At 65.3% G+C, this 22,636-nt stretch carries 20 protein-coding genes and 1 tRNA gene; 13 read left to right on the forward strand and 8 right to left on the reverse strand.

Translation table 11 applies throughout. The features are described from left to right. Both A8G08_RS12445 and A8G08_RS12450 read right to left on the reverse strand, forming a co-directional pair. On the reverse strand, positions 1-376 hold a 376-nt coding region (locus A8G08_RS12445), incomplete at its 3' end, for a hypothetical protein (RefSeq protein ID WP_157108542.1). 200 nt (positions 377-576) lie between these two features. Then, complete coding sequence (locus A8G08_RS12450) at positions 577-1,242, reverse strand: TetR family transcriptional regulator (RefSeq protein WP_068274204.1); 666 nt, start codon at positions 1,240-1,242, stop codon at positions 577-579. Between the two features lie 170 nt (positions 1,243-1,412). Here A8G08_RS12450 and A8G08_RS12455 point away from each other — a divergent pair, with 170 nt between their 5' ends. The 3 genes from A8G08_RS12455 to A8G08_RS12465 are packed head-to-tail and all read left to right on the forward strand — an operon-like array spanning position 1,413 to position 3,943. After that, complete coding sequence (locus A8G08_RS12455; RefSeq protein ID WP_068274206.1) at positions 1,413-2,513, forward strand: ferredoxin reductase; 1,101 nt, start codon at positions 1,413-1,415, stop codon at positions 2,511-2,513. 42 nt (positions 2,514-2,555) lie between these two features. Further along, positions 2,556-3,734 (forward strand): fatty acid desaturase family protein, encoded by a 1,179-nt coding sequence (locus A8G08_RS12460; RefSeq protein WP_068274208.1) that lies wholly within the window; start codon positions 2,556-2,558, stop codon positions 3,732-3,734. 8 nt (positions 3,735-3,742) lie between these two features. Beyond that, positions 3,743-3,943: a hypothetical protein gene (locus tag A8G08_RS12465; RefSeq protein WP_068274210.1), complete on the forward strand. Its 201-nt coding sequence runs from the start codon at positions 3,743-3,745 to the stop codon at positions 3,941-3,943. Between the two features lie 67 nt (positions 3,944-4,010). Here A8G08_RS12465 and A8G08_RS12470 read toward each other — a convergent pair whose 3' ends face one another. Together A8G08_RS12470 and A8G08_RS12475 are read right to left on the reverse strand one after the other, a co-directional pair. Beyond that, entirely contained in the window at positions 4,011-4,784 is a 774-nt protein-coding gene (locus tag A8G08_RS12470; RefSeq protein ID WP_068274238.1) for a 2-phosphosulfolactate phosphatase, read from the reverse strand. Between the two features lie 23 nt (positions 4,785-4,807). Further along, on the reverse strand, positions 4,808-5,881 hold the full coding sequence (locus tag A8G08_RS12475; RefSeq protein ID WP_068274211.1) for a GmrSD restriction endonuclease domain-containing protein: 1,074 nt from the start codon (positions 5,879-5,881) through the stop codon (positions 4,808-4,810). 170 nt (positions 5,882-6,051) lie between these two features. On the opposite strand from A8G08_RS12475, the gene A8G08_RS12480 reads away from it, so the two are divergent. After that, the gene (locus A8G08_RS12480; RefSeq protein ID WP_068274212.1) at positions 6,052-7,251 is read left to right on the forward strand and encodes a cation:proton antiporter; all 1,200 of its coding nucleotides are present in this window, start codon (positions 6,052-6,054) and stop codon (positions 7,249-7,251) included. A gap of 140 nt (positions 7,252-7,391) precedes the next feature. Further along, a complete protein-coding gene (locus A8G08_RS12485; RefSeq protein WP_068274218.1) occupies positions 7,392-10,595 on the forward strand; it encodes a hypothetical protein in 3,204 nt (1,067 codons plus the stop codon). On the opposite strand, the gene A8G08_RS12490 is transcribed toward A8G08_RS12485, so the two are convergent. Both A8G08_RS12490 and A8G08_RS12495 read right to left on the reverse strand, forming a co-directional pair. Next, on the reverse strand, positions 10,592-11,395 hold the full coding sequence (locus A8G08_RS12490) for a PIG-L deacetylase family protein (RefSeq protein ID WP_068274219.1): 804 nt from the start codon (positions 11,393-11,395) through the stop codon (positions 10,592-10,594). The genes A8G08_RS12485 and A8G08_RS12490 overlap by 4 nt on opposite strands. After that, positions 11,380-12,171: an alpha/beta fold hydrolase gene (locus tag A8G08_RS12495; RefSeq protein ID WP_068274220.1), complete on the reverse strand. Its 792-nt coding sequence runs from the start codon at positions 12,169-12,171 to the stop codon at positions 11,380-11,382. Before A8G08_RS12495 ends, A8G08_RS12490 begins: the two co-directional genes overlap by 16 nt. Before the next feature lie 89 nt (positions 12,172-12,260). Here A8G08_RS12495 and A8G08_RS12500 point away from each other — a divergent pair, with 89 nt between their 5' ends. Both A8G08_RS12500 and A8G08_RS12505 read left to right on the forward strand, forming a co-directional pair. Then, the gene (locus A8G08_RS12500; protein ID WP_068274222.1) at positions 12,261-12,881 is read left to right on the forward strand and encodes a PadR family transcriptional regulator; all 621 of its coding nucleotides are present in this window, start codon (positions 12,261-12,263) and stop codon (positions 12,879-12,881) included. Positions 12,882-13,091: 210 nt separating this feature from the next. Then, a complete protein-coding gene (locus tag A8G08_RS12505) occupies positions 13,092-14,618 on the forward strand; it encodes a sulfatase family protein (RefSeq protein WP_157108543.1) in 1,527 nt (508 codons plus the stop codon). A gap of 57 nt (positions 14,619-14,675) precedes the next feature. Here the strand turns inward: A8G08_RS12505 and A8G08_RS12510 are convergent, their stop codons facing one another. Continuing rightward, complete coding sequence (locus tag A8G08_RS12510) at positions 14,676-15,056, reverse strand: hypothetical protein (protein WP_068274226.1); 381 nt, start codon at positions 15,054-15,056, stop codon at positions 14,676-14,678. A 442-nt stretch (positions 15,057-15,498) separates the two neighbouring features. Next, a tRNA-Arg gene (locus A8G08_RS12515) sits at positions 15,499-15,572 on the reverse strand. A 140-nt stretch (positions 15,573-15,712) separates the two neighbouring features. Between A8G08_RS12515 and A8G08_RS12520 the strand changes: the two genes are divergently transcribed. From A8G08_RS12520 to A8G08_RS12545, 6 genes are all read left to right on the forward strand, one after another. Then, the gene (locus tag A8G08_RS12520; protein ID WP_068274228.1) at positions 15,713-16,864 is read left to right on the forward strand and encodes an XdhC family protein; all 1,152 of its coding nucleotides are present in this window, start codon (positions 15,713-15,715) and stop codon (positions 16,862-16,864) included. Positions 16,865-16,969: 105 nt separating this feature from the next. Continuing rightward, positions 16,970-17,857 (forward strand): FAD binding domain-containing protein, encoded by an 888-nt coding sequence (locus A8G08_RS12525; protein ID WP_068274229.1) that lies wholly within the window; start codon positions 16,970-16,972, stop codon positions 17,855-17,857. A gap of 4 nt (positions 17,858-17,861) precedes the next feature. Continuing rightward, entirely contained in the window at positions 17,862-18,347 is a 486-nt protein-coding gene (locus A8G08_RS12530) for a (2Fe-2S)-binding protein (RefSeq protein WP_068274230.1), read from the forward strand. After that, a complete protein-coding gene (locus A8G08_RS12535; RefSeq protein WP_068274232.1) occupies positions 18,344-20,752 on the forward strand; it encodes an aerobic carbon-monoxide dehydrogenase large subunit in 2,409 nt (802 codons plus the stop codon). The genes A8G08_RS12530 and A8G08_RS12535 overlap by 4 nt, the downstream gene beginning before the upstream one ends. Before the next feature lie 16 nt (positions 20,753-20,768). After that, complete coding sequence (locus A8G08_RS12540; protein ID WP_068274234.1) at positions 20,769-21,668, forward strand: XdhC family protein; 900 nt, start codon at positions 20,769-20,771, stop codon at positions 21,666-21,668. Next, a complete protein-coding gene (locus tag A8G08_RS12545) occupies positions 21,665-22,588 on the forward strand; it encodes an AAA family ATPase (RefSeq protein ID WP_068274236.1) in 924 nt (307 codons plus the stop codon). Before A8G08_RS12540 ends, A8G08_RS12545 begins: the two co-directional genes overlap by 4 nt. Positions 22,589-22,636 lie beyond the last annotated feature (48 nt).

Raw genomic sequence — 22,636 nt, forward strand, 5'->3', positions numbered from 1 at the left:
GTTGCGCAAGCTGCCCGTCGACCTCCTTCAGGTCCTCTACCGTCCCGTCGCGGCTGCGCAAGCTCTCGTAGCGGGTGATGAGCCCGGAATGTGCGCTCTGCAGGCGAAGGCATTCGGCCTGATGCGCCTCGCATTTCAGCCCTTTGTGGACGGCGGTGAGCAGTCCGCCGAGAAGTGCGGCGATTCCAGCAAACGTCGTGCCGAAAAGATCGCCGAGGATAGCGGCGCCGGCAATTGTCGACAGCGCCACCGGCGCAACGACAGTGATCAGGTTGATGCGCTTCAGTCGAGTGAGCCAGTACTCGTAAACTCGGCGTTCGAATTCGCACTCGCCGATCCGCGCGCTCGCGGCTGCAGGAACGTCGACGTCGCTCATGTCGCCTCCCAGGTGGATTCTCGGTCACCCTTGCTTCGGTGCGCGCTCGACGTCGGATTGGTCCGCCTCCGGTGTCGAACTGTGGCAATCACAGCCTGGCGCGCGCCGCCGTCGCTGTCGCGAGTAGTCCGCTACCTGGTTGCCCCGCACAGAATTTGCGACCGATGCGGCAGCTGGGCGGCGCTCAGCTGCCGCGAGCGTCAGGCGCGCGGCCGCCAGCCGCCCATGCCGAGCATGACCAGCCGCAATTGCCGCACGGCGCGCTCGACGATCGCCTTCTCTGCTGCCGAGTAGCCGTCTGCGCGTCCATCCGGCTCTGCAACCGAGACAAAATCCGCAATGCCGTCTTGGACAACCGCGACGAACAGCCCGGCGGTCATGTCGAGGTCGTCATCACTCCAGGTGTCCAGTGCGGGAACCCGAGACAGGTCCGTGGCGAGTTCGCGCACGATCAGCCGAAGCTCACTGGCAATCGCCGCTGTGACCTCCCGCGATCCGCCGTAGCGCTCCCGGAACAGGAAGCGAAACAGTTCTCGCTTGTTCCGGACGTGCTCGAACAGCACGTCCATCGAGCGGGCGGCGTCGGCCGGCGCCGGGTTGCGTCGCACCGCGCGCAGCGTGAGCCGCAGTTCGCGAATGCCCTCGTCAACAATGGCAAGGCCGAGTTCGTCGACGGACTTGAAATGGCGATAGAACGCGGTCGGCACGATCCCGACGCTCTTGGTGATCTCACGCAGGCTGACCGCGGCGAATCCGCGATCCCGGCTCAGTTCGAGGGTGGCGTCCAGCAGCTGCTGACGGGTCTGCTCCTTGCGCTGCGCACGCGTCGCGGTGGCTGCTCCATCGTCGGAATTGGCCCTGGTCACGCATTGGAGTGTACATCCGTGCACATCTCTCCACGGGGCTTGCTGTAAGCAGCGTCACCGCATTTTGCAGTTGACAGCCTGGTCGGACCGGATGGCACACTGTGTTCAGTGTACGAATGTGCACTGAAATTGTTCCAATCTCCGGATAGACCGGACTCGAGGAGCACTCAATGACAACAACCATTCCCGAGCGATCCGCCCGACGTGGGCTGATGCGCCTCGCCGAGGCCATCGCTACGCCGCACAGCGTCGATCGCTACCTGGAACTGGTAAACCCCATGCTTTCGGCGCGCGACCTGCGTGCCGAGGTCACCCACGTTTGGCGCGACACACCCGACACCGTCACCCTCGAACTGCGCCCGACGCGCCAATGGCGCGGATTCACCGCCGGCCAGTTCGTCACCGTCGGCGTGGTCGTCGACGGCGTGCGGCACACCCGCTGCTACTCGCCGGCGTGCTCGCAGCACCGCGCCGACGGCCGGATCGAGCTCACAATCAAGGCGCAGGAGGGCGGCGTTGTGTCGCCGTACCTGCACCGTGAGGCGCGGCCCGGGATGGTGGTGCACCTGTCCCAGTCCGCTGGCGAGTTCGTCTTGCCGGCACAGCGGCCCGAACGCGTCCTGCTGATCAGTGGCGGCAGCGGCATCACGCCGGTGCTGTCCATGCTGCGCACCCTGTGCGACGAAAACTATGACGGCGCAGTCACTTTCCTGCACTACGCCTACACCGATCGCGACGTTCCCTATGCGGACGAACTGCAGTGGCTCGCCGCCGAGCGCCCAAACGTCGACGTGGTGATCGCCTACACCGACCAGGAGGTCGGTGGAGATCTGCACGGCTTCTTCGGTGCCGAGCACCTCGATGCAGTCGCGCCCTGGGTCGACGACGCGCAGGCCTTCCTGTGCGGGCCGCCCGGTCTGATGCGCTCGGTGCGCGACGAGTTCCGCGCGCGCGGCATCGAATCGCGCTTGCACACTGAGGAATTCGCACCCGCGCCCGCGGTGAACGCGGATGACGCCACCGGCACTGTTCGCTTCGGGAGCAGCAACGTCACCGCGGAGAACAACGGCGCGAGCCTCCTGGAGCAGGCCGAGGACGCCGGACTGACACCGGCTTACGGCTGCCGGATGGGCATTTGCTTCTCCTGCACCGCGGTGAAGACATCCGGGTGCACCCGCAACCTGCGTACCGGGGAAACCGATTCCGACCCAGATCAACCCATTCAGCTCTGTGTCTCGGCGCCGGTCGGCGACGTCGAGATCGCGATCTGACACACCCGCTGTACACAGCCCAATACACCTAAGGAGCACGACATGTTCGGTTCGGCTCTGTCGATCCTTCCGTTTGTCGGCCCGCGCGCCGGCGAACCCCAAACCCCATCTCCGGTCGTCCTTACCCAGGAACAGGTTGAGGAACTGGGCCGCGAACTCGACGCCATCCGCGACCGCGTGATGGCCGATCTCGGCGCCGAGGATCGCGAATACATCTATCGGATCATCAAGGCGCAGCGCGGCTTCGAGGTCGCCGGCCGCGGCCTGATGTACCTCGGCTTCCTGCCGCCGTTCTGGCTCGCCGCGGTGGGCGCGCTGTCCATCTCGAAGATCCTGGACAACATGGAGATCGGGCACAACGTCATGCACGGTCAATACGACTGGATGCGTGAACCCGAGCTCAATTCCCGGGAATTCGAGTGGGACAACGTCTGCCCCGCGGATCAGTGGCGCCACTCGCACAACTACATGCATCACACCTACACCAACATCCTCGGGCGCGACCGTGACATCGGATACGGCATCCTGCGGATGGATGAGGGTCAGAAGTGGAACCCGTACTACCTGGGGAACCCGGTGTGGGCGGCACTGCTGATGGTGTTCTTCGAGTGGGGCGTGATGATGCACGACCTCGAAGCGGAAAACGTCGTCCAGGGCAAGCGCAAGTGGCACGACGTCAAGCCGCTGCTCCAGGGTTGGTGGCGCAAGGCCGGTCGGCAGGTGCTCAAGGACTATGTGCTGTTCCCCGCGCTGACTGGACCGCTGTTCGTCAGCACCCTGCTCGGCAATGCAAGCGCGAACCTGGTGCGCAATGTGTGGGCGTACTCGATCATCTTCTGCGGCCACTTCCCGACGGGCGTGCAGACCTTCACCGAGGACGAGACGGCCGACGAGACGCGCGGCGAGTGGTACGTCCGCCAGATGCTCGGCTCGGCCAACATCACCGGCGGCCAGTTGTTCCACATCATGTCCGGCAACCTCTCGCACCAGATCGAGCACCACCTGTTCCCGGACATGCCGGCACACCGGTACCCGCAGATCGCGCCCGAGGTCGAGGCGCTGTGCGAGCGCTACAACCTGCCCTACAACAAGGGCGGATTCTTCTCCCAAATCGGTTCGGTCTGGGGGAAGATCTTCAAGCTCGCGCTGCCTCCCGGCTTCACCGGGCCGACCCCCGCGCCCGGTGTTATCGTTGCCCGGCGCAGCGAAATCGCAGCTTAGGAGACCAAATGGTCGGCAAATTCGAACGCAACAAAGATCTCGTGCAGGAGCTGACCGAGTCCGCGGCGCATCATGTAGGCGCCATCGCCACGATCATCACCGGCGCCGTTCGCGACGTCACCCGGGAGATCGGTGACCTCATCTCCGATGGCATCGAGATGCGGGAAGCCAAGCAGGCGGCCAAGGACGACGCGGAGCCCGAGGACTAGCCCCAGACCCAACCAGCGCGCGGTTGGCGACGTTCACTACGTCGCTGGCCGCGCGTTGTGCGTTGGTTCAGCGGTCTGCTTTCGATCCTCGATCGAGGAAGCTCTCGCCGACCAGGACCGGAACGGACCGGCTCGAATCGAGCTCGGCGGCCACCGCCACATCGGGTGCATACCCGCCGACGATGAGCTCTCGTCCCGATGCGCAGTCGTGCAGCGCGGATTCCAGCCCGTCGGTCACCGAATACCATGCAGCCGTGGCCATCTCGGCCTCGGGTGACAACGGCACGTCCGGCAGCAGCCGGTTCAGTTCCGCGATGACGGCACCGGCGCCCCACAGATCTTCGACCGCTGGGCGCAGCGACCCATCCGGCCAACGTTCGCCTGCGGCAATGACCGAGATGGCGGTTCCGCCGTTGTGCTGCTCGGCGATCCAGCCCGCGACCGCCAGAGCGTTGCGCAGGGATGCGCCGGCGCAGATACCGGCGACCGAAGCGAGCGAGTGGGCGATCGTCGATCCGTTCGGCGACGGCAGGACAAGTCGTCGCAGACCGCGGGCCGCGCGAACCGTTGCGGGCGAGAGACTCACCTCGCCCGGCCCGGCCTCGCGGCGGCCGACTGCGAGGACCGCGTCGTGTGCGGTAGCGAATTCGGCCGCGTTGTCGTCGCGCCACCGATACGGCAGTACCTCGACACCGAGATCGGCGGCAACCGAGAGAGTGGTGGTGAACGACAGCACGTCGACGACAACCGCGATGCAGTCGTCGCTGGTGACGGCAGCGGCTCCGGGCAATCCCCAATCGAAGCGCACGCGGTAATCGCGTTGGTGATGCTGCGGATTCACCACTTCACCTTCGCATGCGGCAGCTATTCGCAGGCGACACCGTCGTCATCGCGGTCGAGTTTCGGGCTGTAGCCCGGGGATCCGACGTACAGCGGCGCAGCGCCGGCCGCGCGGGCGGCAGCGCAACTCGCGAATGAGGCCCCGCTCGAGGGCCCCGGAGCGGGAACCGCGGCCGGAGCGGGTGGCGGCGGTGCAGGCGCCAGCGGGGCCGGAGCGGGAGCAGGAGTTGAGGCGGGCGCCGGCGGCGGTGTGGGTGCAGGTGCCGGTGCGGCCGCCGCGGGCACGGAAGGTGTTGCACCGCAATCGCTCAGGACACGTGCGATCGCGTCGTGCTCGGGTTGGGTGACCCACAGGCCATAAGCCGCTTTGACATCCACCTGACGGGTGACGTAGCTGCAGCGGTAGGACTTGTTCGGCGGCAACCACGTCGCCGCGTCACCGTCGCTCTTCTGCTGGTTGGTCGGCCCGTCGGTGGCCTGCAGGTTGAGCGGATCGTTCGCAAGATTCTGGCGGGTCGCGAAATCGAGTTGCTGTGCGCCGGTCTGCCACGCATTCGAGAGCGCCACGATGTGATCGATCTGGACGTCGTCCGAGGTGCCCTGGCCGCGCTGGAACGGAATTGCCGCTCCGGTGTACGGATCGGGCAGCGTCCCGGACAGCACTACGCAATCGTTGGTGCCGGGCTTCAGCGTCGTCGCCGTGAGGTCGCGGCGCAGGATGTCGTTGCGGGTATCGCAGCCGTTGTGACCGCCCGGAACGGTGACATCGTCGGTCCAGATCTGGCCGAACTGATCACGCTCATATCCGGTCTTGGGCGCGCGGCCCTTGATCGGGAGCGTCGCGAGCTTGGCGAGAGTGGCATCCACAGCGGGGTCGCCCACGGGCGCGGGAACGGGTGCCGCCTGTGCGGGCGCGGGGGACGCTGGCGGCGTACTGGTTTCGACCGCCGCGACCACGGGGCGGGTTGCGGCGGTCACCGACAGGGACTCGTCATCACCACCTGTGCATGCCGTCAGTCCGAGCGCTACGACCGGGATTGCCACCGCCACCGCCCAGGTGCGGGACTTGGAGGCGAACAGACGTGACAACGCTGGCATGTGCAGATTCTCTTCGACGGTGGAGGCTGGATTTCGGGTTGCCCCTGAGGTAGGCACCAGGACATATGTCGTCGATTGCACCGAGCACGTTACGCCGGGACTTGCCGGAGGAGCATTAGGCAGACCTTGTATGCGCCACCTCGACGGGCCACCTGACTTACTGTCGGCCCATGACCGCGAGCGTCGCAGAGTCACTGTTCTGGATCGTGCTGGTGGCGGTTATCGCGCCGATCATTGCCGCCGCGGTGCCCGGCCGGCTCGTCCCGGAAGTGGTGTTGTTGCTGACGGCCGGGATCGTGATCGGCCCGAACGCACTCGATATTTCCCAGATCGGTCCCGAGGTCGACGTCCTGCGCGAACTCGGCCTCGGCATGCTGTTCCTGCTCGCCGGCTACGAACTCGACCCCAAAGAGTTGCGCGGCAGCGGTGGTCGCCGTGCGTTGATCACCTGGCTCATCTGTTTGGGGCTCGCCTTCGCTGTGCTGACCGGGCTCGGGTTCGTCACCACTATCAACGCCGAGATCCCGGTGGCGATCGCCCTGACCTCGACGGCGCTCGGCACCCTGCTGCCGATCTTGAAGGACCGCGGGCTGCTCGACACTCCGCTCGGGAAGACAGTGCTCAACCACGGCGCGTTCGGTGAGCTCGGGCCGGTCATCGCCATGGCCCTGCTGCTCGGCGCGCGTGGTGCGGGCGCTTCGCTGGTGGTGCTTTTGCTGTTCGCGATCGCCGCCGTCGTTGTCGCGATGATTCCGCGGCGAGTGCTGCTGCGAGAGGAATCGCGTGTGCTCGCCATCATCCGGACCGGCGCGGACACGACATCGCAGACCACGGTCCGGCTGACGATGGCGCTGTTGGTCGGGCTCATCGCGCTGGCCGCGGCGTTCGATCTCGACGTCATCCTCGGTGCCTTCGCGGCGGGCTTCATCCTGCGGCGTACTGTGCCGGCCGGAAATGAACTGCTCGAGGCCAAGCTCGATGGACTGGCGTACGGATTCCTCGTGCCGATCTTCTTCGTCACCTCGGGAATGGCCATCGATGTCGAGGAGGTCGCCAGCAAGCCGGGAATCCTCGTCGCATTCTTCCTGCTGCTGGTTCTCGTTCGCGGCGGGACGGTGTTCGTCTCGACGCGCTTCGAACGGGACGCGCAAGGCAGGCAACTGTTCCTGCCCCGCGAGCGAGGCCAGATCGCGCTGTACGCGACCACTGGTCTGCCGATCATCGTTGCGGTCACCGGGGTAGCCGTCGACGCCGGCGAGATGACGGATGCGAATGCGTCGATCCTCGTCACCGCCGGAGCCGTCACGGTGTTGTTGATGCCGCTGTCGGCGATGTTGCTCGGCCGTCGCGCCAAACCGCAACCGGTCTAGGCGATCTGCGGCATTCCGCCGGTTGCAGAGAGGCCTGCGGCGTAGGATTTCAGCTGGTCGGGGGCCGGTCGTTCAACACTGTTGCCACGAACTCGGGGGCATCTGCGAGCTAACGCCGATTCGAATGTGCGAGGCGAGCAATGAATCTCGTCAACAGCGGTCGGAGCTTTTTCGACCAGATCTCGAAACAGATGCCAAAAGGTGGTGTCGCGATCCTCACCTGGGTCGGTCTGACGACCGCCGCTGCGATAGCCCTGTCCGAGGTGGACCGCTTGATAAGCCATGCGGTTACTCCGGGAGCGAATTCTACGATCGGTGAAATTGTCGGGCCCGGTGCAGTTGGCGCCACCGACAGTTGGGATGACTGGACCGACGCGCTGCCGGAATCACGTTATCCCGATGCGTTGGGCCCGCTAATCGGATGGCATATCGCGTTCGATGCCATCTTCTTCATCGGCTATGGCGTCCTGCTCTGGCGCGCTATCGACGCAGCCTACGATTCGCCGGTGCTCCGGCGGCATGGCGGAACCGTCGCCAAAGTGTTTCTGTCGATTCTGCTCGTTGCTGAGGTAGTCGAAGGCGTGCTGCTCCTGATTTGCGCATTTCTCGTCGACTCCGGAGTCGGGTTTGCGGCGGTTCTCGTTGCGATCGTCGCGACGGTTAAATGGGCCGGGGTGTTGGCTCTTGTCGTCACCCTCGTGCGGAGCCGCAACCATCGATTCGTCGTTGTTGCCGCACGAACGGTGCGAAGGGTGTGGCACGCGTTGTGGATTCAGCGACTGTCCGGAGTTGTGGTACTTGTTCTCGTTGCACTGACCCTATTGCCGTTGGCGGGGCCCCTCGACCAGATCCCCGACGCGGCACGTGGTTGGTTCTCGCCGGGTGCCGGTTTGGGGCATCTCTTTCTCGCTACGGTCGCGTATCTGCTTGCCGCTCTGGGGTTGTTTGTGGTGGGACGCAGGAGATCCGAACGTATCGCGGACAAGTACGGCGACGCCCCTGTCGTTCGTGGCGATGCCTCATTGGCGCCGTGGGTGCTCCTGCCGGCGGCGGTGGCGGTCATCGCGCTGTGGCTCGATTTATCACGTCGGGGGAATCTCCTCGATCCGTTTGTGGCCGGACTTTTCATTGTGGTTCCGTCCACCATTGCCGCGACGACTTTGATCGTTCGCTGGATCGCAAACCCTGATAGCCGGCACTCCCGCTCGAACATCGGCTGGGCCGCGGCGGTGGTCGGACTGTTTGTCGTGGTTTGGTGGCTCGTCCGGGATGATCCCGGCCGAAACAAGCTGCTGGTCGTGCCACTCGTCCTGATTTTGCTGACGGCGATCGTCGCTTTGATCATGAACGTCAGGGGGCAGTTGGACGTTACTCGCGAGAGTCTGGCTGCCGCCAATCCTGAATTTGTCCAACGTGTCCGGACAACTGGCGATGTTCTTGCGCTGCTGGTGCTGACGGCCGCGGCAGCGAGCAGCGTGCGGGCATTCACCGCGCCAGTCGTGCTGGGCTTCGCGACCGGACGGGGAGCGCAAGCTGGGCTCGTGGCTGTGCTGGTCGTCGGGTGGGCGCTGCTTTTGGTGTTGCCATACTTTGCGTCCCGCCTGGTGCGTGTGGGCTCGGACCGCTTCGAGAACGTGGTCGATCGACACCGCCGCGGCGTCGACATTGCGGTCCTGATCGTGAGTGGGGCCGCGCTCGGCGCATTCGTCTCGTATCCGCGACTATTCGCCGATTGGTCCGGTGTCGTGGCGACGGCGATTGTTGCCGTGGCTGCCTGGTCGGTCGGGATCGGCGTATTCATCGTCCGCCTTCAGGAGCGTCGCCCGCTCGAGGTATTCCGGTTGTTCGCGATGGAAGCCGCGCCGGTGCTCACGCTGACCGCGGCGCTGTTGGTTGCGGTCAGCATGAGCGGCGGCGATCCCGATCTGCATCGCGTTCGGACTGCGTCGACCGACAGAAAGGAGGTCGAGCGGAAAGATCTGCCAACCGAATTCGCCGAATGGCGCGATCGTCGCGAGCACTGCGAGCAAGTGGTGGGCGGGGTGCGGGTCCGGCCACTGGTTTTAGTGGCAGCAAGTGGGGGCGGTATTCGTGCGGCTGTGTGGACGGCCGACACAATGGCTCAGATCAGCGACATGGGCGTTTGCGGGAAGACGGCTGTCTACGCATCGAGCGGCGTCAGCGGCGGCTCGGTCGGATTAGCGGTGGCGCGTCAACTGGCGGGACCGACCTCGAAGGAACAGTCATCGAGCGTCGCGGTGCGTGAAGCCATGAGTCGGCTCTCCGAGCCCGATGCTCTTGCGGAGGGGTTGGCCGGCACCCTGATTGGCGATCAGTTCGCGGCCGCCACGGGCATCAGGGCGCAGGCCGAAGACGAATTGAGCAACTGGCGCGACCGCGCGGGTCTGATGGAGGAGGCGTGGGAGCGTCAAATTCCGGAACTGAAAGATGGCTATTCGTGGGACGTTGCCGGTCCGACAGGGCTACTCATATTCAATTCAACCGCAGCCACAGCGAAATGCCGTGTGCTGATCAGTCAATTCGAACTTGGCCCGCCGGGTGCCGGGCAAGGGCCGAATTGTCAGGATGCAGATGGCGAGCCTGCGTCGGCAATTGATTTCGCGAACACTCTCGCGGGCTGCTTCCCGGATATGCGGTGGTCTACAGCTGCGATGCTGTCGGCGCGCTTTCCTCTTGTCACGCCCTCGGGGCGCATCGTCCCAACCGAGCGCGATCCATCGAAGGCGTGCGAGGCGGCTTCCCTGCAGTTGATCGACGGTGGCTACTCCGAGGGCGAGGGGCTCGCGACGTTGGCCGATATCGCACCGGCTCTTGCGGTGCTGATCCGAGACCATAATGCCGGGTCGCCGGATCAGTTCATCGTCCCCTACGTGATATACCTCAATGACGAACCGGGCGTCGACGTTGTGGCCACCCAGGCGAAGGCAGCTCCCGAAGCGATCGTGCCGCTAATCGGTAAGGACGCGAAAGCGCAACTCACGGAACGCGATGCGTGGATACAGCGGATCACCAATGCCTTTGCTACCGAAGCGATTTGCCCAACCTATGGCGTTTGCGCGAAGGCTGTGGAGGCGACATGGCCGAGGGGGAGGGATCGGAAAGGTGACGAGAGAGAGCCGCACCCCGTCCTCACTGTCGCGCCTCCCGCTGCTCCGGCTGTGGAGGTGCCCCTGGGCTGGACGCTTTCTCGGGCGAGCCGGGAGACCCTCGAGGAAGCGGTCGGGCCGGCAGGTGAAGCGTGCGTTGCCAATGCGGCCGATCCGGAAAAGACCAGTGCCGGAATGATCGAACTAGCCAGACTGCTCTGCCCTCGAACCAGCTAGGCCCGCCCCACAGCCTGCCGGGTGAACACGTCCGTCTCCCGCTCGCCGCCGGTCCACGGTGGGATCATGCGCCGCAGCCGATCCGCGACCAAGAAATCTCGGCGCATATCAGGCGGCAACTGCTCGAACGGCGATATCTGCGAGGCGTGCGCAGCCATCGCCGCGCCCCGACCGGCGAGATGGACGGTGGTGTCGATGATCGTGGTGATGAGCTCGTCGGGCGTACCGGGCGCCTCGGTATACGGGTCCGCTGAATCCGGATGGTGTTGTCCCACATAGTCGAGCCAGCGCTGCATGAGCGATTTCGGCAGGCACTGCAGGTATGCCCGTTCGACCTGCCAGTCGGCATCGCGGACCGCGGCGAGTGTCGCGTCGCGCATCGTGACGTGATCACGATGACCGTCGCCGGCATCGAGGGTCACAACAATGGTCGGCCGGAACTTCTCGATCTGGTCGCGTACTCGGGCGACCACATCGTCGAACGGGGCTCCAACGAGCGTGGCGGGATCGGCATCGCCGTCCATCCCGGAGTCGATGTATCCGAGCAGGTGAACCTTGGATACGCCAAGAATGCTTGCTGCCGTTCGTAATTCGGCCTCGCGAGCCGATCCGAGATCAGCGGGGGCGACGCCGCTCCTTGGCGCTATTTCTCCGGCCTCGCCGCGGGTCGCGCAGACAACCGCGGTCCGGGCGCCTGCCGCCTTCGCGTGAAGTAGCAGTGAACCGCAACCGAATGTCTCGTCGTCGGGGTGCGCCACGGCGACGAGCAGGCGCGGCGTGTCGGCTACTTGACCTTGCACAGGAACTCCTCGATGGCGGTGGCGACGGCGGCAGGGGCTTCGATGGTCGGGAAGTGACTGCGGGCATCGAGTCGCTGCACATGGAACCACGGATGGGCGGCGGCGTACTCCTGCTGTGCGGCAAGGAACTCGTCATCGCGAGGCTGGGCGTAGACATGCAGGGTGGGGCAGGGCTCGTCGAGTGCTTCGAGAGCGTCAACCGGCGTGGACTCCGCCGCGAACGAGGCCGCGATCTCACGCCCGGCCCGACTCCAGTGTTCGTAGCCGTAGTGGCCCATGGTCGCAACGTACGCGGGGACCGTGGGGTCGTCGACTCCGGTAGTCCACATATCGAACAAGGCTCCGCGGACCTGTTCCCACGATGCTTCGGACTGCAGTCCGGCGAGCGCGTCGGTGAAACCGGGCGGCGGGCCGAGAACCATCCAGTCGACCACCACGATCGCCGGCACACGCTTGGCGCCGAGGCGCCGCCGCATTTCGATCGCTACCCAGCCCGCGTGCGCGGTCGCTACGGGTACCACCTGGTCGACCCCGGATTGCGCGATCACGTCCAGCACCTCGTCGACGACGGTCGCCGAGGTGAAATCCACGTCGCGACGCGGGGATTCACCCTGGTCAGGCAGGTCGATGGTCAGAGTGCGGCGATGCACGGCGAGCAGTGGGCGAACCGGGTCGAAGGCGGTCCGATCGCCACACCAGCCCGGCAGGCAGAGGAGTGCGGGCGCGCCCGTGCCCGTGTCGTCGAAGGCGATTCCGGAAACGGTCTGAGTGGTCATACCCGCGCTCCTGAATGGAAAAATACTGCCCTTTGCAGTATCGGCGAGATCAGTAGACACTGCCCTGGGCAGTATGTCAACGTGTAGATATGGCTGCTAAGCGGACGACCACCTCCTATGCCCTGCTGGGCCTGCTCTCGGTGCAGCCCTGGACCACCTATGAACTAGCGAAGCAGGTGCAGCGCAGCCTGAATTGGTTTTGGCCGAGGGCCGAGCGCAAGCTCTACGACGAGCCGAAGCGCCTCGCCGAGGAGGGTCTCGCCACCGCGATGAAAGAGCAGCAGGGCAAGCGCCCGCGCACGGTCTACGAGATCACCGACAAAGGCCGCGACGCATTGCGGGATTGGCTGGGTGCCCCGCCGGCGCCGCGCGCGCTGGAGTTCGAGGGCATGGTCAAGGTGTTCTTCGCCGACGGGGGATCGCTCGACCAGTTGGTCGAGACGTTGAACGCGATCGAGGCCGAGGCGGTGGAGCGGCTTGCCGATCTTGCCGAGATGGCGGCCGCGCGCCCCCTGACGTTTCCGGAACGCGGACATATCTCGGCATTGAGCATGCAGTTGCATCTCGCGCAGGAGCAAGCGATCTTGCGCTGGGCGCGTTGGGCTAAAGATGAAGTCGCGCAGTGGGAGAGTGCCCGGGATCCGGGGGAGTGGGACTGGAATGCGGTGCTCGTGGACTTGGCGAAGTCGGCCGCAAGGGCACAGACCTGAACCGATGAATCGAAATTGGAGGCGATGAGTCCCGGTGATTCGGCTGCGAGCGCGAGATAGCGACCGTTTCCCTCGGCGGATACATGAGAGTCCTGTGAGAAAACGCGTCGTGATTCCCGGCCCAGGTTCCGGCTGAATTAATCTCTGCCGCGTATTGCCCTGTCCGGCAAGGATAGTGCGGACTTTGGGTTTCGCCTCGGAGGAGCTTCCATGTATCTCGGTCGTTCGGTGCCCCGTTCGTTGATCGCTGCTGCGGCGGCGCTCCTGGCGGTGACCGGGTGTGTGTCGTTGGCATCGGCGGCGCCGGACCCCGGCGAGGGGCGGCCCAACGTCGTGATGATCTTGACCGACGACCTCGACGTAACGGCCACCCCGGTGTGGCAGGCGATGCCTCGCACCGCGGCGTTGATTCGCGATCGTGGTGTGGAGTTCACCGAGGGATTCGCGCCGATGCCGATCTGCTGCGCGGCGCGCGCGTCGATCCTGACAGGCGAGTACGGACACAACACCGGGGTGCTGACGAACGGCGGCGAGGTCGGAGGCTTCGAGGCCTTCCGAAAGAACGGCAACGAATCCCACACCATCGCAACCACTTTGCAGAACGCCGGGTACCGGACCGGTATGGCGGGCAAATACCTCAACGGCTTGGAGAATGATCCCACACACATCCCGCCGGGTTGGGACGAGTGGAACGGCGGCGTCGACAACTTCCTCTACGCCGGTTACAACTACACGCTCAACGAAAACGGCAACCTCGTGAAATACGGTGTCGCGCCGACGGATTACGCGACCGATGTGATTCGCGCGAAGTCCGAGCGGTTCATCACCGACGCCTCGGCGTCAGGGAAGCCATTCTTCTGGTACGCCACCTCAACCGCTCCGCATTTCCCGCTCCCGCCGGCGCCGCGACACATGGCCGAGACCCGGCCGACCGCCGCACCGCGATCGCCGAACTATCAGGAAGTTGACGTCTCGGACAAGCCGACCTGGCTGGTCGACACCGCCGGCGTGCGGGCGGCGACGATCACGGTGACCAACGACATCGACTACACCAACCGGCTCGGCTCACTGAAGGCCTTGGACGAAATGGTCGCCGGAATCGTCGGCACCCTCGCACGCACCGGCGAGCTGGACAACACGTATCTGATCTTCACCTCTGACAACGGCTACAGCCTCGGCGCCCACCGGCTCACGCAGAAGATGGCGCCATACGAAGAGTCGATCCGCGTACCGCTCGTCATCACCGGCCCCGGAATTCAGCCCGGCCGCAGCGACGCTATGGCCTTGTCCATCGACCTCGCCCCCACTATCTACGACTGGGTCGGCATCCCGATCCCGGACCGCGTCGACGGCCGAACTTTGACGCCAGTGTTGGCGGGTGACAACACCGGCTGGCGCACCGATTTCGCGGCCGAGTACGGCGGTGAGGGCGCGGCCGGCCGCAATGGAGTTCTCCAGGAAATGGTTCCCGGCACCGAGACACCCGCGATCTTCGCGTTCGATATGCCGTCCTACAGCGCGGTCCGCAACGAGCGATACCTGTACGTGCGCTGGTACGAGCGCGAACGCCCATTGGAGCAGCGGGAGTACGAGCTCTACGACCTGGCCGCGGATCGGTATCAGCTGACGAACCTGATCAGCACCCCCGAGGGGCGGGCGGCGAATGCCGGGGTTGTCGCGGAACTCGACGCGCGTCTGCGCCAACTTGTCGGCTGCGCAGGGGATTCCTGCCGCTGAGCGCGAGGCGCACTCAACGCGGTGCGAGCAAGCCTCCGGGGCGTGATGGCGACAAGATCAGATGTCCGTCGCGCACCAAGCGTCGTGGCCATCGCCCGCAGAAGCGTAGTCGGAGACGACGATGTACCCGTTTACCTCGATCGTGCAACTGATCCAATCGGCGTTCCCCATAATCGGATCGAGGTAAATCCGGGAGCCCGAATGACCGATTCCATTCGAGTCGTACCGATAGGTGCTGGAATTCCCGTTGCCGCAATACGTCTTTTGTGCGCCGTTCTGGTATGCCACGTCGAGGCAGCGGCTTCCGCCCCACATGACGAAGGTATGGACGTCGGCGTCGTAGCCGTGTGCGTTGGCGGGTGCGGCGAATCCAACCGCGACTCCGGCGAGGGACGCTGTGGCAGCGACGATTCCGGCGATCGTTCTGGTCTTGCGCATGGGTGTTCCTATCTCATTGATCGGTTGCATTGGCTCCGCTGTATGTCGCGGGATGTTGATGCGTCCGGTGCCGATGGGCGCGCTTGGGTAGCGCCGAACGGGCCGACGGTGATTGCCGCGTATGGCGCGACCGCTGGCGCAGCGCGCTCGAGGCGGTGTTCTTCAATTTCGTGATGCGGTCTACCCAGACCGAGAGATCCGAGTTTGCCGACGGAGCGCAGTGCGTCCGCCGACCAGTGTCGAGCGAGGTGTCAGTCCCCGTCGCAATGGAACCGGCCGCACGTCGCGTCGAACTCGAAGCACACAATCACGCGGAGTGGTGTGCTGTGCCTCCCCTATCGGCGGAGAGCATTCCCGGCGTTACATGATGCTCGCCAAAGCTTCGTGGAAGCTCCGGACGGCGTTCCCGATGATTCCTTCGGGAATCTTTCATTCTGCGAGGTGCCCCCGGCAGGACTCGAACCTGCGACCTAGAGATTAGAAGGCTCTTGCTCTATCCACCTGAGCTACGGAGGCGCGCGGACATCTTATCTGCACCGCGCACCGCCGCTCTCGCAACGGGCCTAAGCAACCTCCTGAGTGCCCGCTCAGGAGGTTCGGGACTTCCCGCGTCGACCGACCTAGTATCGAGTCACGAGTTCGGGAAGGCCCAACTGATGCGTGATGTGCTCGATGACCTGCTAGCCGTCTGGCGGTCCGGAGGGACTGCTGGGGTGGGCACTGTGGTGCGGACGTTCCAGTCGGCCCCGCGGCCGGCCGGTGCGTCGATGGTGGTGGCGCCGGACGGCACGGTCAGCGGATCGGTGTCCGGGGGATGCGTCGAGGGCGCGGTCTACGAACTCGCGACCGACGTGGTCGCCTCCGACAAGTCGGTGCTTCAGCGCTACGGCGTCAGCGATGACGATGCCTTCTCCGTCGGACTGACCTGCGGCGGCATCTTGGACGTGTTCGTCGAGCCCATCAATCAGCAGAACTTCCCCAACCTCGAAGAGGTTGCCGCCGATATCGCCGAGCACCGGCCGGTCGCGGTCGCGACGGTGGTCGCGCATCCGGACGAGAGCTGGATCGGGCGGCGGATGGTGCTGCGCCCCGACGAGACATTCGGCGAGATCGGGTCCGAGCGTGCCGACGATGCCATCGCCGACGACGCGCGCGGTCTGCTTGCGGCCGGTCGGAATGCCGTCCTTACTTATGGCCCTGACGGTCAGCGACGCGGCGAGGGCATGTCGGTGTTCGTCGCCAGCTACGCGCCGCGGCCGCGCATGCTGGTGTTCGGCGCGATCGACTTCGCCGCCGCGGTCGCGCAGCAGGGTTCATTCATGGGCTATCGCGTCACGGTGTGTGATGCGCGGCCGGTGTTCGCGACCACCGCACGCTTCCCGAAGGCCGACGAGGTGATCGTCGACTGGCCGCACCGCTACTTGGCGGCCCAGGTCGAGGCCGGCGCGCTCGATGGGCGCACGGTGATCTGCGTGCTCACGCACGATCCGAAGTTCGACGTGCCCCTGCTCGAGGTTGCACTGCGGCTCCCGCAGGTCGCCTATGTCGGCGCGATGGGCTCGCGGCGCACGCATCTCGATCGGCTGGCTCGATTGCGCGAGGCAGGCCTGCTCGACAGTGAACTCGAGCGGCTCTCGAGTCCGATTGGTCTGGATCTCGGCGCTCGGACCCCGGAAGAAACGGCCGTCTCCATCGCGGCGGAGATCATTGCGCAGCGCTGGGGCGGCACGGGAGCCCGGCTCACCGGGGCCGACGGCCGGATTCACCGGCACGAACTCCACGAGGACTCGGGCGTCGAAATAGCCTGATAAACCGCCCACACCCCGGATATCACGCGCTGTTCTCCGCGCGGACCTTGACGCGCGAGTAGTTGAATGCGCAAGCTGGAATCCCCGAGGTGTGAGGTGTGTCACATGCAAGTACCTGGGCCTTTCGAATACGAGCGCGCAACGGGCGTGGATCACGCCATCGATCTACTTGATCGACTCGGGGAGGAGGCCAGGCTCGTCGCCGGTGGACACAGTCTTCTGCCGATGATGAAACTCCGCCTCGCCAACCCCGAGCACCTGATCGACATCAACGACCTTGTCGACGAGATCGGCAACCTGGTCGTCGAGCCGACCATTGTTCGGATCGGGGCAATGGTTCGGCATCGCGAGTTGCTCGAGTCCGACCAACTCGCGCGCGATTGCCCGATATTCCGTGATGCGGAACGGGTCATCGCCGATCCCGTCGTCCGCAATCGCGGCACCATCGGCGGCTCGCTGTGCCAGGCGGACCCGGCCGAGGATCTGACCACGGTGTGCATGGTGCTCGGCGCGACATGCGTCGTGCGCGGGCCACAGGGTGAGCGCGAGGTCCACATCGACGATCTGATCACCGGACCATTCGAGACGTCGTTGGCGCACAACGAGATCCTCACCGAGGTACGCGTGCCGCTTCGGCTTGGCATGTCGAATGCGTACGCCAAAGTCGAACGGCGCGCGGGAGATTGGGCCATTGCGGCAGCCGGCGCGGCGGTGACGCTATCCGGCGGCGCGATTGACTCGGCCAGGGTCGGGCTGACCGCGGTCAACCCCAACGCCGAGGCTGTCGCAGCGATCGGCGAGTACCTCGTGGGGAACGCGCCGACATCGGACGTCATCGCCGAAGCCGGTCGACGCGCTGCCGAGGCGTGCGAGCCAGTGACCGACACCCGCGGCACGGCCGACTACAAGCGGCATCTCGCATCCGAGTTGACCATTCGCACGTTGACGACAGCGGCCGACCGAGCCCAGCGCCATCTCGAAGGAAAGGACTAGCGACATGCAGGTCTCCATGACGGTGAACGGCAAGGAAGTCAGCGCCGATGTCGAGCCGCGCATGCTGCTGGTGCATTTTCTGCGCGACGAATTGCACATGACCGGCACGCACTGGGGTTGCGACACCAGCAACTGCGGTGCGTGCGTGGTCACGGTCGACGGCGAACCGGTGAAATCGTGCACGATGCTGGCCGCGATGGCTGCCGGGCACGAGATCGGGACCGTCGAAGGACTCGAAGTCGACGGTCAGCTCGATCCGGTCCAAGAAGGTTTCATGCAGTGCCACGGACTGCAGTGCGGGTTCTGCACTCCCGGAATGATGCTGACGGCGAAGGCCCTCCTCGAACGCAACCCCGACCCGGACGAGGACACCATCCGCGAGGCGATCTCCGGGCAGATCTGCCGCTGCACCGGTTACACCACCATCGTCCGCTCGGTCCAATGGGCCGCGGCGCATCCCAAGGGCTCCGAGATCGGAAGTTCGTCATGACGACCATGGACAACCGGCCGACGTCCGGTAGCCAGAAGATGGACGAGGTCGACAACGATCACAAGCCCTGCGGCCACGGCAAGATGCTCCGCAAGGAGGATCCCCGGTTCATTCGCGGGCACGGCAACTATGTCGACGACGTGGTCCTGCCGGGCATGGTGCACATGGCGGTGCTGCGCTCACCGCTCGCGCACGCCAAGCTCGTCTCGATCGATACCAGTGCCGCACTGGCGCATCCGAAGGTCATCGCGGTCATCACCGGTGCGGACCTGGCCGCGAAGGGCCTGGCCTGGATGCCGACCCTGTCCAATGACGTGCAGGCCGTGCTCGCCACCGACAAGGTCCGGTTCCAGGGCCAGGAGGTCGCCTTCGTCATTGCCGAGGACCGCTATTCGGCACGTGACGGGCTCGAACTCATCGACGTCGAGTACGAGCCACTCGACCCCGTGATCGACGTGCGTCACGCGCTTGCGCCGAATGTCCCGGTGATCCGGACGGATCTCGAAGGAAAGAACGACAACCATTGCTTCGACTGGGAAACCGGCGACGCCGCCGCGACCGACGCCGCCTTCGCCAAGGCCGACGTCGTGGTGACGCAGGAAATCGTCTATCCGCGAACCCATCCTGCACCGATGGAAACCTGCGGCGCGGTCGCCGATCTGGATCGCATCACCGGCAAGCTCACACTCTGGACGACGAGCCAGGCGCCGCATGCTCACCGCACGGTGTATGCGCTCGTCTCCGGACTTCCGGAGCACAAGATCCGCATTATTTCGCCCGATATCGGCGGCGGCTTCGGCAACAAGGTGCCGATCTATCCCGGCTATGTGGGCGCGATCGTGGCGTCGCTCGTGCTCGGCGTTCCGGTGAAATGGATGGAGGACCGCAGCGAGAACCTGATGAGCACCGGGTTCGCGCGTGACTACGTCATGCTCGGCGAGATCGCCGCGACGAAGGAAGGAAAGATCCTCGCGATCCGGTCGAAGGTCCTCGCTGATCACGGTGCGTTCAACGGCACCGCCGCCCCGATCAAGTACCCGGCCGGCTTCTTCGGTGTGTTCACCGGTAGCTACGACATCGAGGCGGCGTATTGCTCGATGACCGCGGTCTACACGAACAAGGCGCCCGGCGGCGTCGCCTACGCCTGCTCGTTCCGGATCACCGAGGCGGTCTACTTCGTCGAACGCCTCGTCGACTGCCTCGCCTTCGAGATGAAGATGGATCCGGCCGAACTGCGGTTGCAAAACCTGTTGAAGCCGGAGCAGTTCCCGTACAAGAGCAAGACCGGCTGGGTGTACGACTCGGGAGACTACGAGACGACCATGCGCAAGGCCATGGAAATGATCGGCTACGAGAACCTCCGCCGCGAACAGGCCGAGAAGCGCGAGCGCGGCGAGCTGATGGGCATCGGCATGTCGTTCTTCACTGAGGCAGTCGGCGCCGGTCCGCGCAAGGACATGGACATCCTCGGCCTCGGCATGGCCGACGGCTGCGAGTTGCGTGTGCATCCCACCGGCAAAGCGGTGGTGCGACTTTCGGTGCAGACGCAGGGCCAGGGTCACGAGACGACGTTCGCGCAGATCGTCGCCGAGGAACTCGGCATCCCGCCCGACGACATCGACGTCGTGCACGGTGACACCGATCAGACGCCGTTCGGACTCGGCACCTACGGCAGCCGGTCCACACCGGTATCCGGCGCGGCGGCCGCGTTGGTCGCGCGCAAGGTCCGGGACAAGGCCAAGATCATCGCCTCCGGCATGCTCGAGGTCTCGGTGGCCGACTTGGAATGGGAGAAGGGCTCGTTCCACGTCGCCGGCGACCCCACGGCATCGGTGACGATCCAGGACATCGCGATGCGTGCACATGGTGCGGGTGATCTGCCCGAGGGAATCGAGGGTGGGCTCGAGGCCCAGATCTGCTACAACCCCGAGAATCTCACCTACCCCTACGGCGCCTATTTCTGCGTTGTCGACATCGATCCGGGCACCGCGCAAGTGAAGGTGCGGCGGTTCCTGGCCGTCGACGACTGCGGCACCCGCATCAATCCGATGATCATCGAGGGGCAGGTGCACGGCGGCATCGTGGACGGCATCGGGATGGCGCTGATGCAGTTCATCGAATTCGACGAGCTGGGCAACTGCCTCAGCGGATCGTTCATGGACTACCTGATCCCGACTGCGCTCGAGGTGCCGCACCTCGAGACCGGCTTCACCATCACCCCGTCGCCGCATCATCCGATCGGCGCCAAGGGAATCGGTGAATCGGCGACCGTCGGGTCGCCTCCCGCCGTGGTCAACGCCGTGATCGATGCGCTCGCACCGTACAACGTCCGGCATGCGGATATGCCGCTGACGCCGTCGCGGGTGTGGGAAGCGATGCAGGGAAGGGCAGTGCCGCCAATCTGACAGATGAGGAGTGCCTGTGAACATGTCCGCGCGCGCTGCGCAGCTGGCCGAACAGCGGCGGCCATTCGTCCATGCCCGCGTGGTTCGCGCGCAGCCGCCGACGTCCGCACATCCCGGCGACGAGGCAATTCTGTTGCAGGACGGCACAATCGAGGGATTCGTCGGCGGGCAGTGCGCGCAGAACTCGGTGCGTAGTGTGGGGCTCGACGCTTTGCAGAGCAACGAAAGTGTGTTGCTGCGCGTCCTTCCCGACGGCGGCGTCGATTTCCCGGATGCTCCGGGTGCCTCGGTGGTGGTGAATCCGTGCCTGTCCGGCGGGGCGATGGAGATCTTCCTCGAACCGCAGGTCCCGGCACCGCTGTTGGTGCTCTCCGGCGGAACCCCGATCGCCGACGCGCTCGCGGATGTGATTGATCTGCTCGGATTTACGGTGCAGCGCAACGATTCCACCGATGTCCTCGATCCCGAATCGTTGCGTGGCGTGACCGCCGTGGTACTTGCGAGCCACGGCGGACCTGAGTCCGAGTCGATCCGTGCCGCCCTCGATGCGGGGGTTGGCTATATCGGTCTCGTCGCCAGTCGCACGCGCGGAGCCGCCGTGCTCGCCGAGCTCGACCTCGGCGAGGCGGAACGCGCGCGGATCCACACCCCGGTCGGACTGTGGATCGGCGCGCGGACGGCATCGGAGATCGCGGTGTCGATCGCGGCGGAACTGATCAAAGCGCTTCGCCTCGAAGGGCTTCTCGTGACAAACTCCGCGAGGGCCGAGGCTCCCATCCAGGTGACCGACCCGGTGTGCGGGATGACCGTCGTCGTCGGCGAGGAAACACCGCATCTCGAACTCGGCGGCGAAGACTACTGGTTCTGCTCCACCGGTTGCCGGACCGCGTACGCCGCGCAGTTGGGCGGGGCATGACCGACGTCGCGCCTGACGCCCAATTCACCACCGCGGCATCGGGCGCGCTGTTCACCGACGTCGACGACGTGACGCGGCGTTTCGACGCGGCCGACCACCTCCTCGACGTCGGAACCTCGGCCGCAATCCATCTCGCGACCGCGCTCGGAAGGCCGCTCCTACTCGAAGGCGAACCGGGCGTTGGCAAGACAACTGCGGCCAAGACGCTCGCCACGGTCATCGGCGCGCCGCTCGTTCGTATCCAGTGCTACGAAGGCCTCACGGCGAGCGAGGCACTCTACGACTGGAACTATCAGCGTCAATTGCTTGCGATCCGGCTCGCCGAGGCTCGCGGTGATCGGCTCACCGAATCGGATCTGTTCACCGACGAATTCCTCATCGAGCGTCCGATCCTGCAGTGTGTGCGGCATCGTGGCGACCGCGCGCCGGTGTTGCTGATCGACGAAATCGACCGTGCGGAAGACGAATTCGAGGCGCTGCTGCTCGAGTTTCTCGGCGAGGCATCGGTCACCGTTCCGGAGTTGGGCACGTTCACCGCACAGCGCCCGCCGGTGGTTGTGCTGACCTCGAACCGCAGTCGCGATCTGCACGACGCGCTGCGACGCCGCTGCATGTACCACTGGATCGACTATCCGTCACCGCAGCGCGCGGTCGCCATCGTTCGCCGGACCGTCCCCGGTGCAACGGCAGCGCTCATCGAATCGGCGACCGCATTCGTTGGCCGCGCACGCGAACTCGACCTGGACAAGCCGCCCGGCGTGGCGGAGACGATTGATTGGGTCGCGGCGCTCGCCGTGCTCGGCGTCGGAGAGCTGGTGCGCGACACCGGAGTCGTGAGCCTCGGCGCGCTGGCCAAAACCCCCGACGATCGGGAGACCATCGAGCAGGCGTTCGGCGAGTTCACCAGCGCCGCAGGCTGACCGCATGCTCGCCGGGGTCGATTTCGCGAGTTTCGCGGTCGCGCTCGT

It is taken from the genome of Aldersonia kunmingensis (genome assembly GCF_001646865.1).
Lineage (GTDB): Bacteria > Actinomycetota > Actinomycetes > Mycobacteriales > Mycobacteriaceae > Aldersonia > Aldersonia kunmingensis.

Excerpts from the sequence above, each read along its gene's own strand:
- A8G08_RS12455 (WP_068274206.1), top strand. The coding sequence starts at position 1,413 with ATGACAACAACCATTCCCGAGCGATCCGCCCGACGTGGGCTGATGCGC.
- A8G08_RS12460 (WP_068274208.1), top strand. The coding sequence starts at position 2,556 with ATGTTCGGTTCGGCTCTGTCGATCCTTCCGTTTGTCGGCCCGCGCGCC.
- A8G08_RS12465 (WP_068274210.1), top strand. The coding sequence starts at position 3,743 with ATGGTCGGCAAATTCGAACGCAACAAAGATCTCGTGCAGGAGCTGACC.
- A8G08_RS12475 (WP_068274211.1), bottom strand. The coding sequence starts at position 5,881 with ATGCCAGCGTTGTCACGTCTGTTCGCCTCCAAGTCCCGCACCTGGGCG.
- A8G08_RS12480 (WP_068274212.1), top strand. The coding sequence starts at position 6,052 with ATGACCGCGAGCGTCGCAGAGTCACTGTTCTGGATCGTGCTGGTGGCG.
- A8G08_RS12485 (WP_068274218.1), top strand. The coding sequence starts at position 7,392 with ATGAATCTCGTCAACAGCGGTCGGAGCTTTTTCGACCAGATCTCGAAA.
- A8G08_RS12495 (WP_068274220.1), bottom strand. The coding sequence starts at position 12,171 with ATGACCACTCAGACCGTTTCCGGAATCGCCTTCGACGACACGGGCACG.
- A8G08_RS12500 (WP_068274222.1), top strand. The coding sequence starts at position 12,261 with ATGGCTGCTAAGCGGACGACCACCTCCTATGCCCTGCTGGGCCTGCTC.
- A8G08_RS12505 (WP_157108543.1), top strand. The coding sequence starts at position 13,092 with ATGTATCTCGGTCGTTCGGTGCCCCGTTCGTTGATCGCTGCTGCGGCG.
- A8G08_RS12510 (WP_068274226.1), bottom strand. The coding sequence starts at position 15,056 with ATGCGCAAGACCAGAACGATCGCCGGAATCGTCGCTGCCACAGCGTCC.
- A8G08_RS12520 (WP_068274228.1), top strand. The coding sequence starts at position 15,713 with ATGCGTGATGTGCTCGATGACCTGCTAGCCGTCTGGCGGTCCGGAGGG.
- A8G08_RS12525 (WP_068274229.1), top strand. The coding sequence starts at position 16,970 with ATGCAAGTACCTGGGCCTTTCGAATACGAGCGCGCAACGGGCGTGGAT.
- A8G08_RS12530 (WP_068274230.1), top strand. The coding sequence starts at position 17,862 with ATGCAGGTCTCCATGACGGTGAACGGCAAGGAAGTCAGCGCCGATGTC.
- A8G08_RS12535 (WP_068274232.1), top strand. The coding sequence starts at position 18,344 with ATGACGACCATGGACAACCGGCCGACGTCCGGTAGCCAGAAGATGGAC.
- A8G08_RS12545 (WP_068274236.1), top strand. The coding sequence starts at position 21,665 with ATGACCGACGTCGCGCCTGACGCCCAATTCACCACCGCGGCATCGGGC.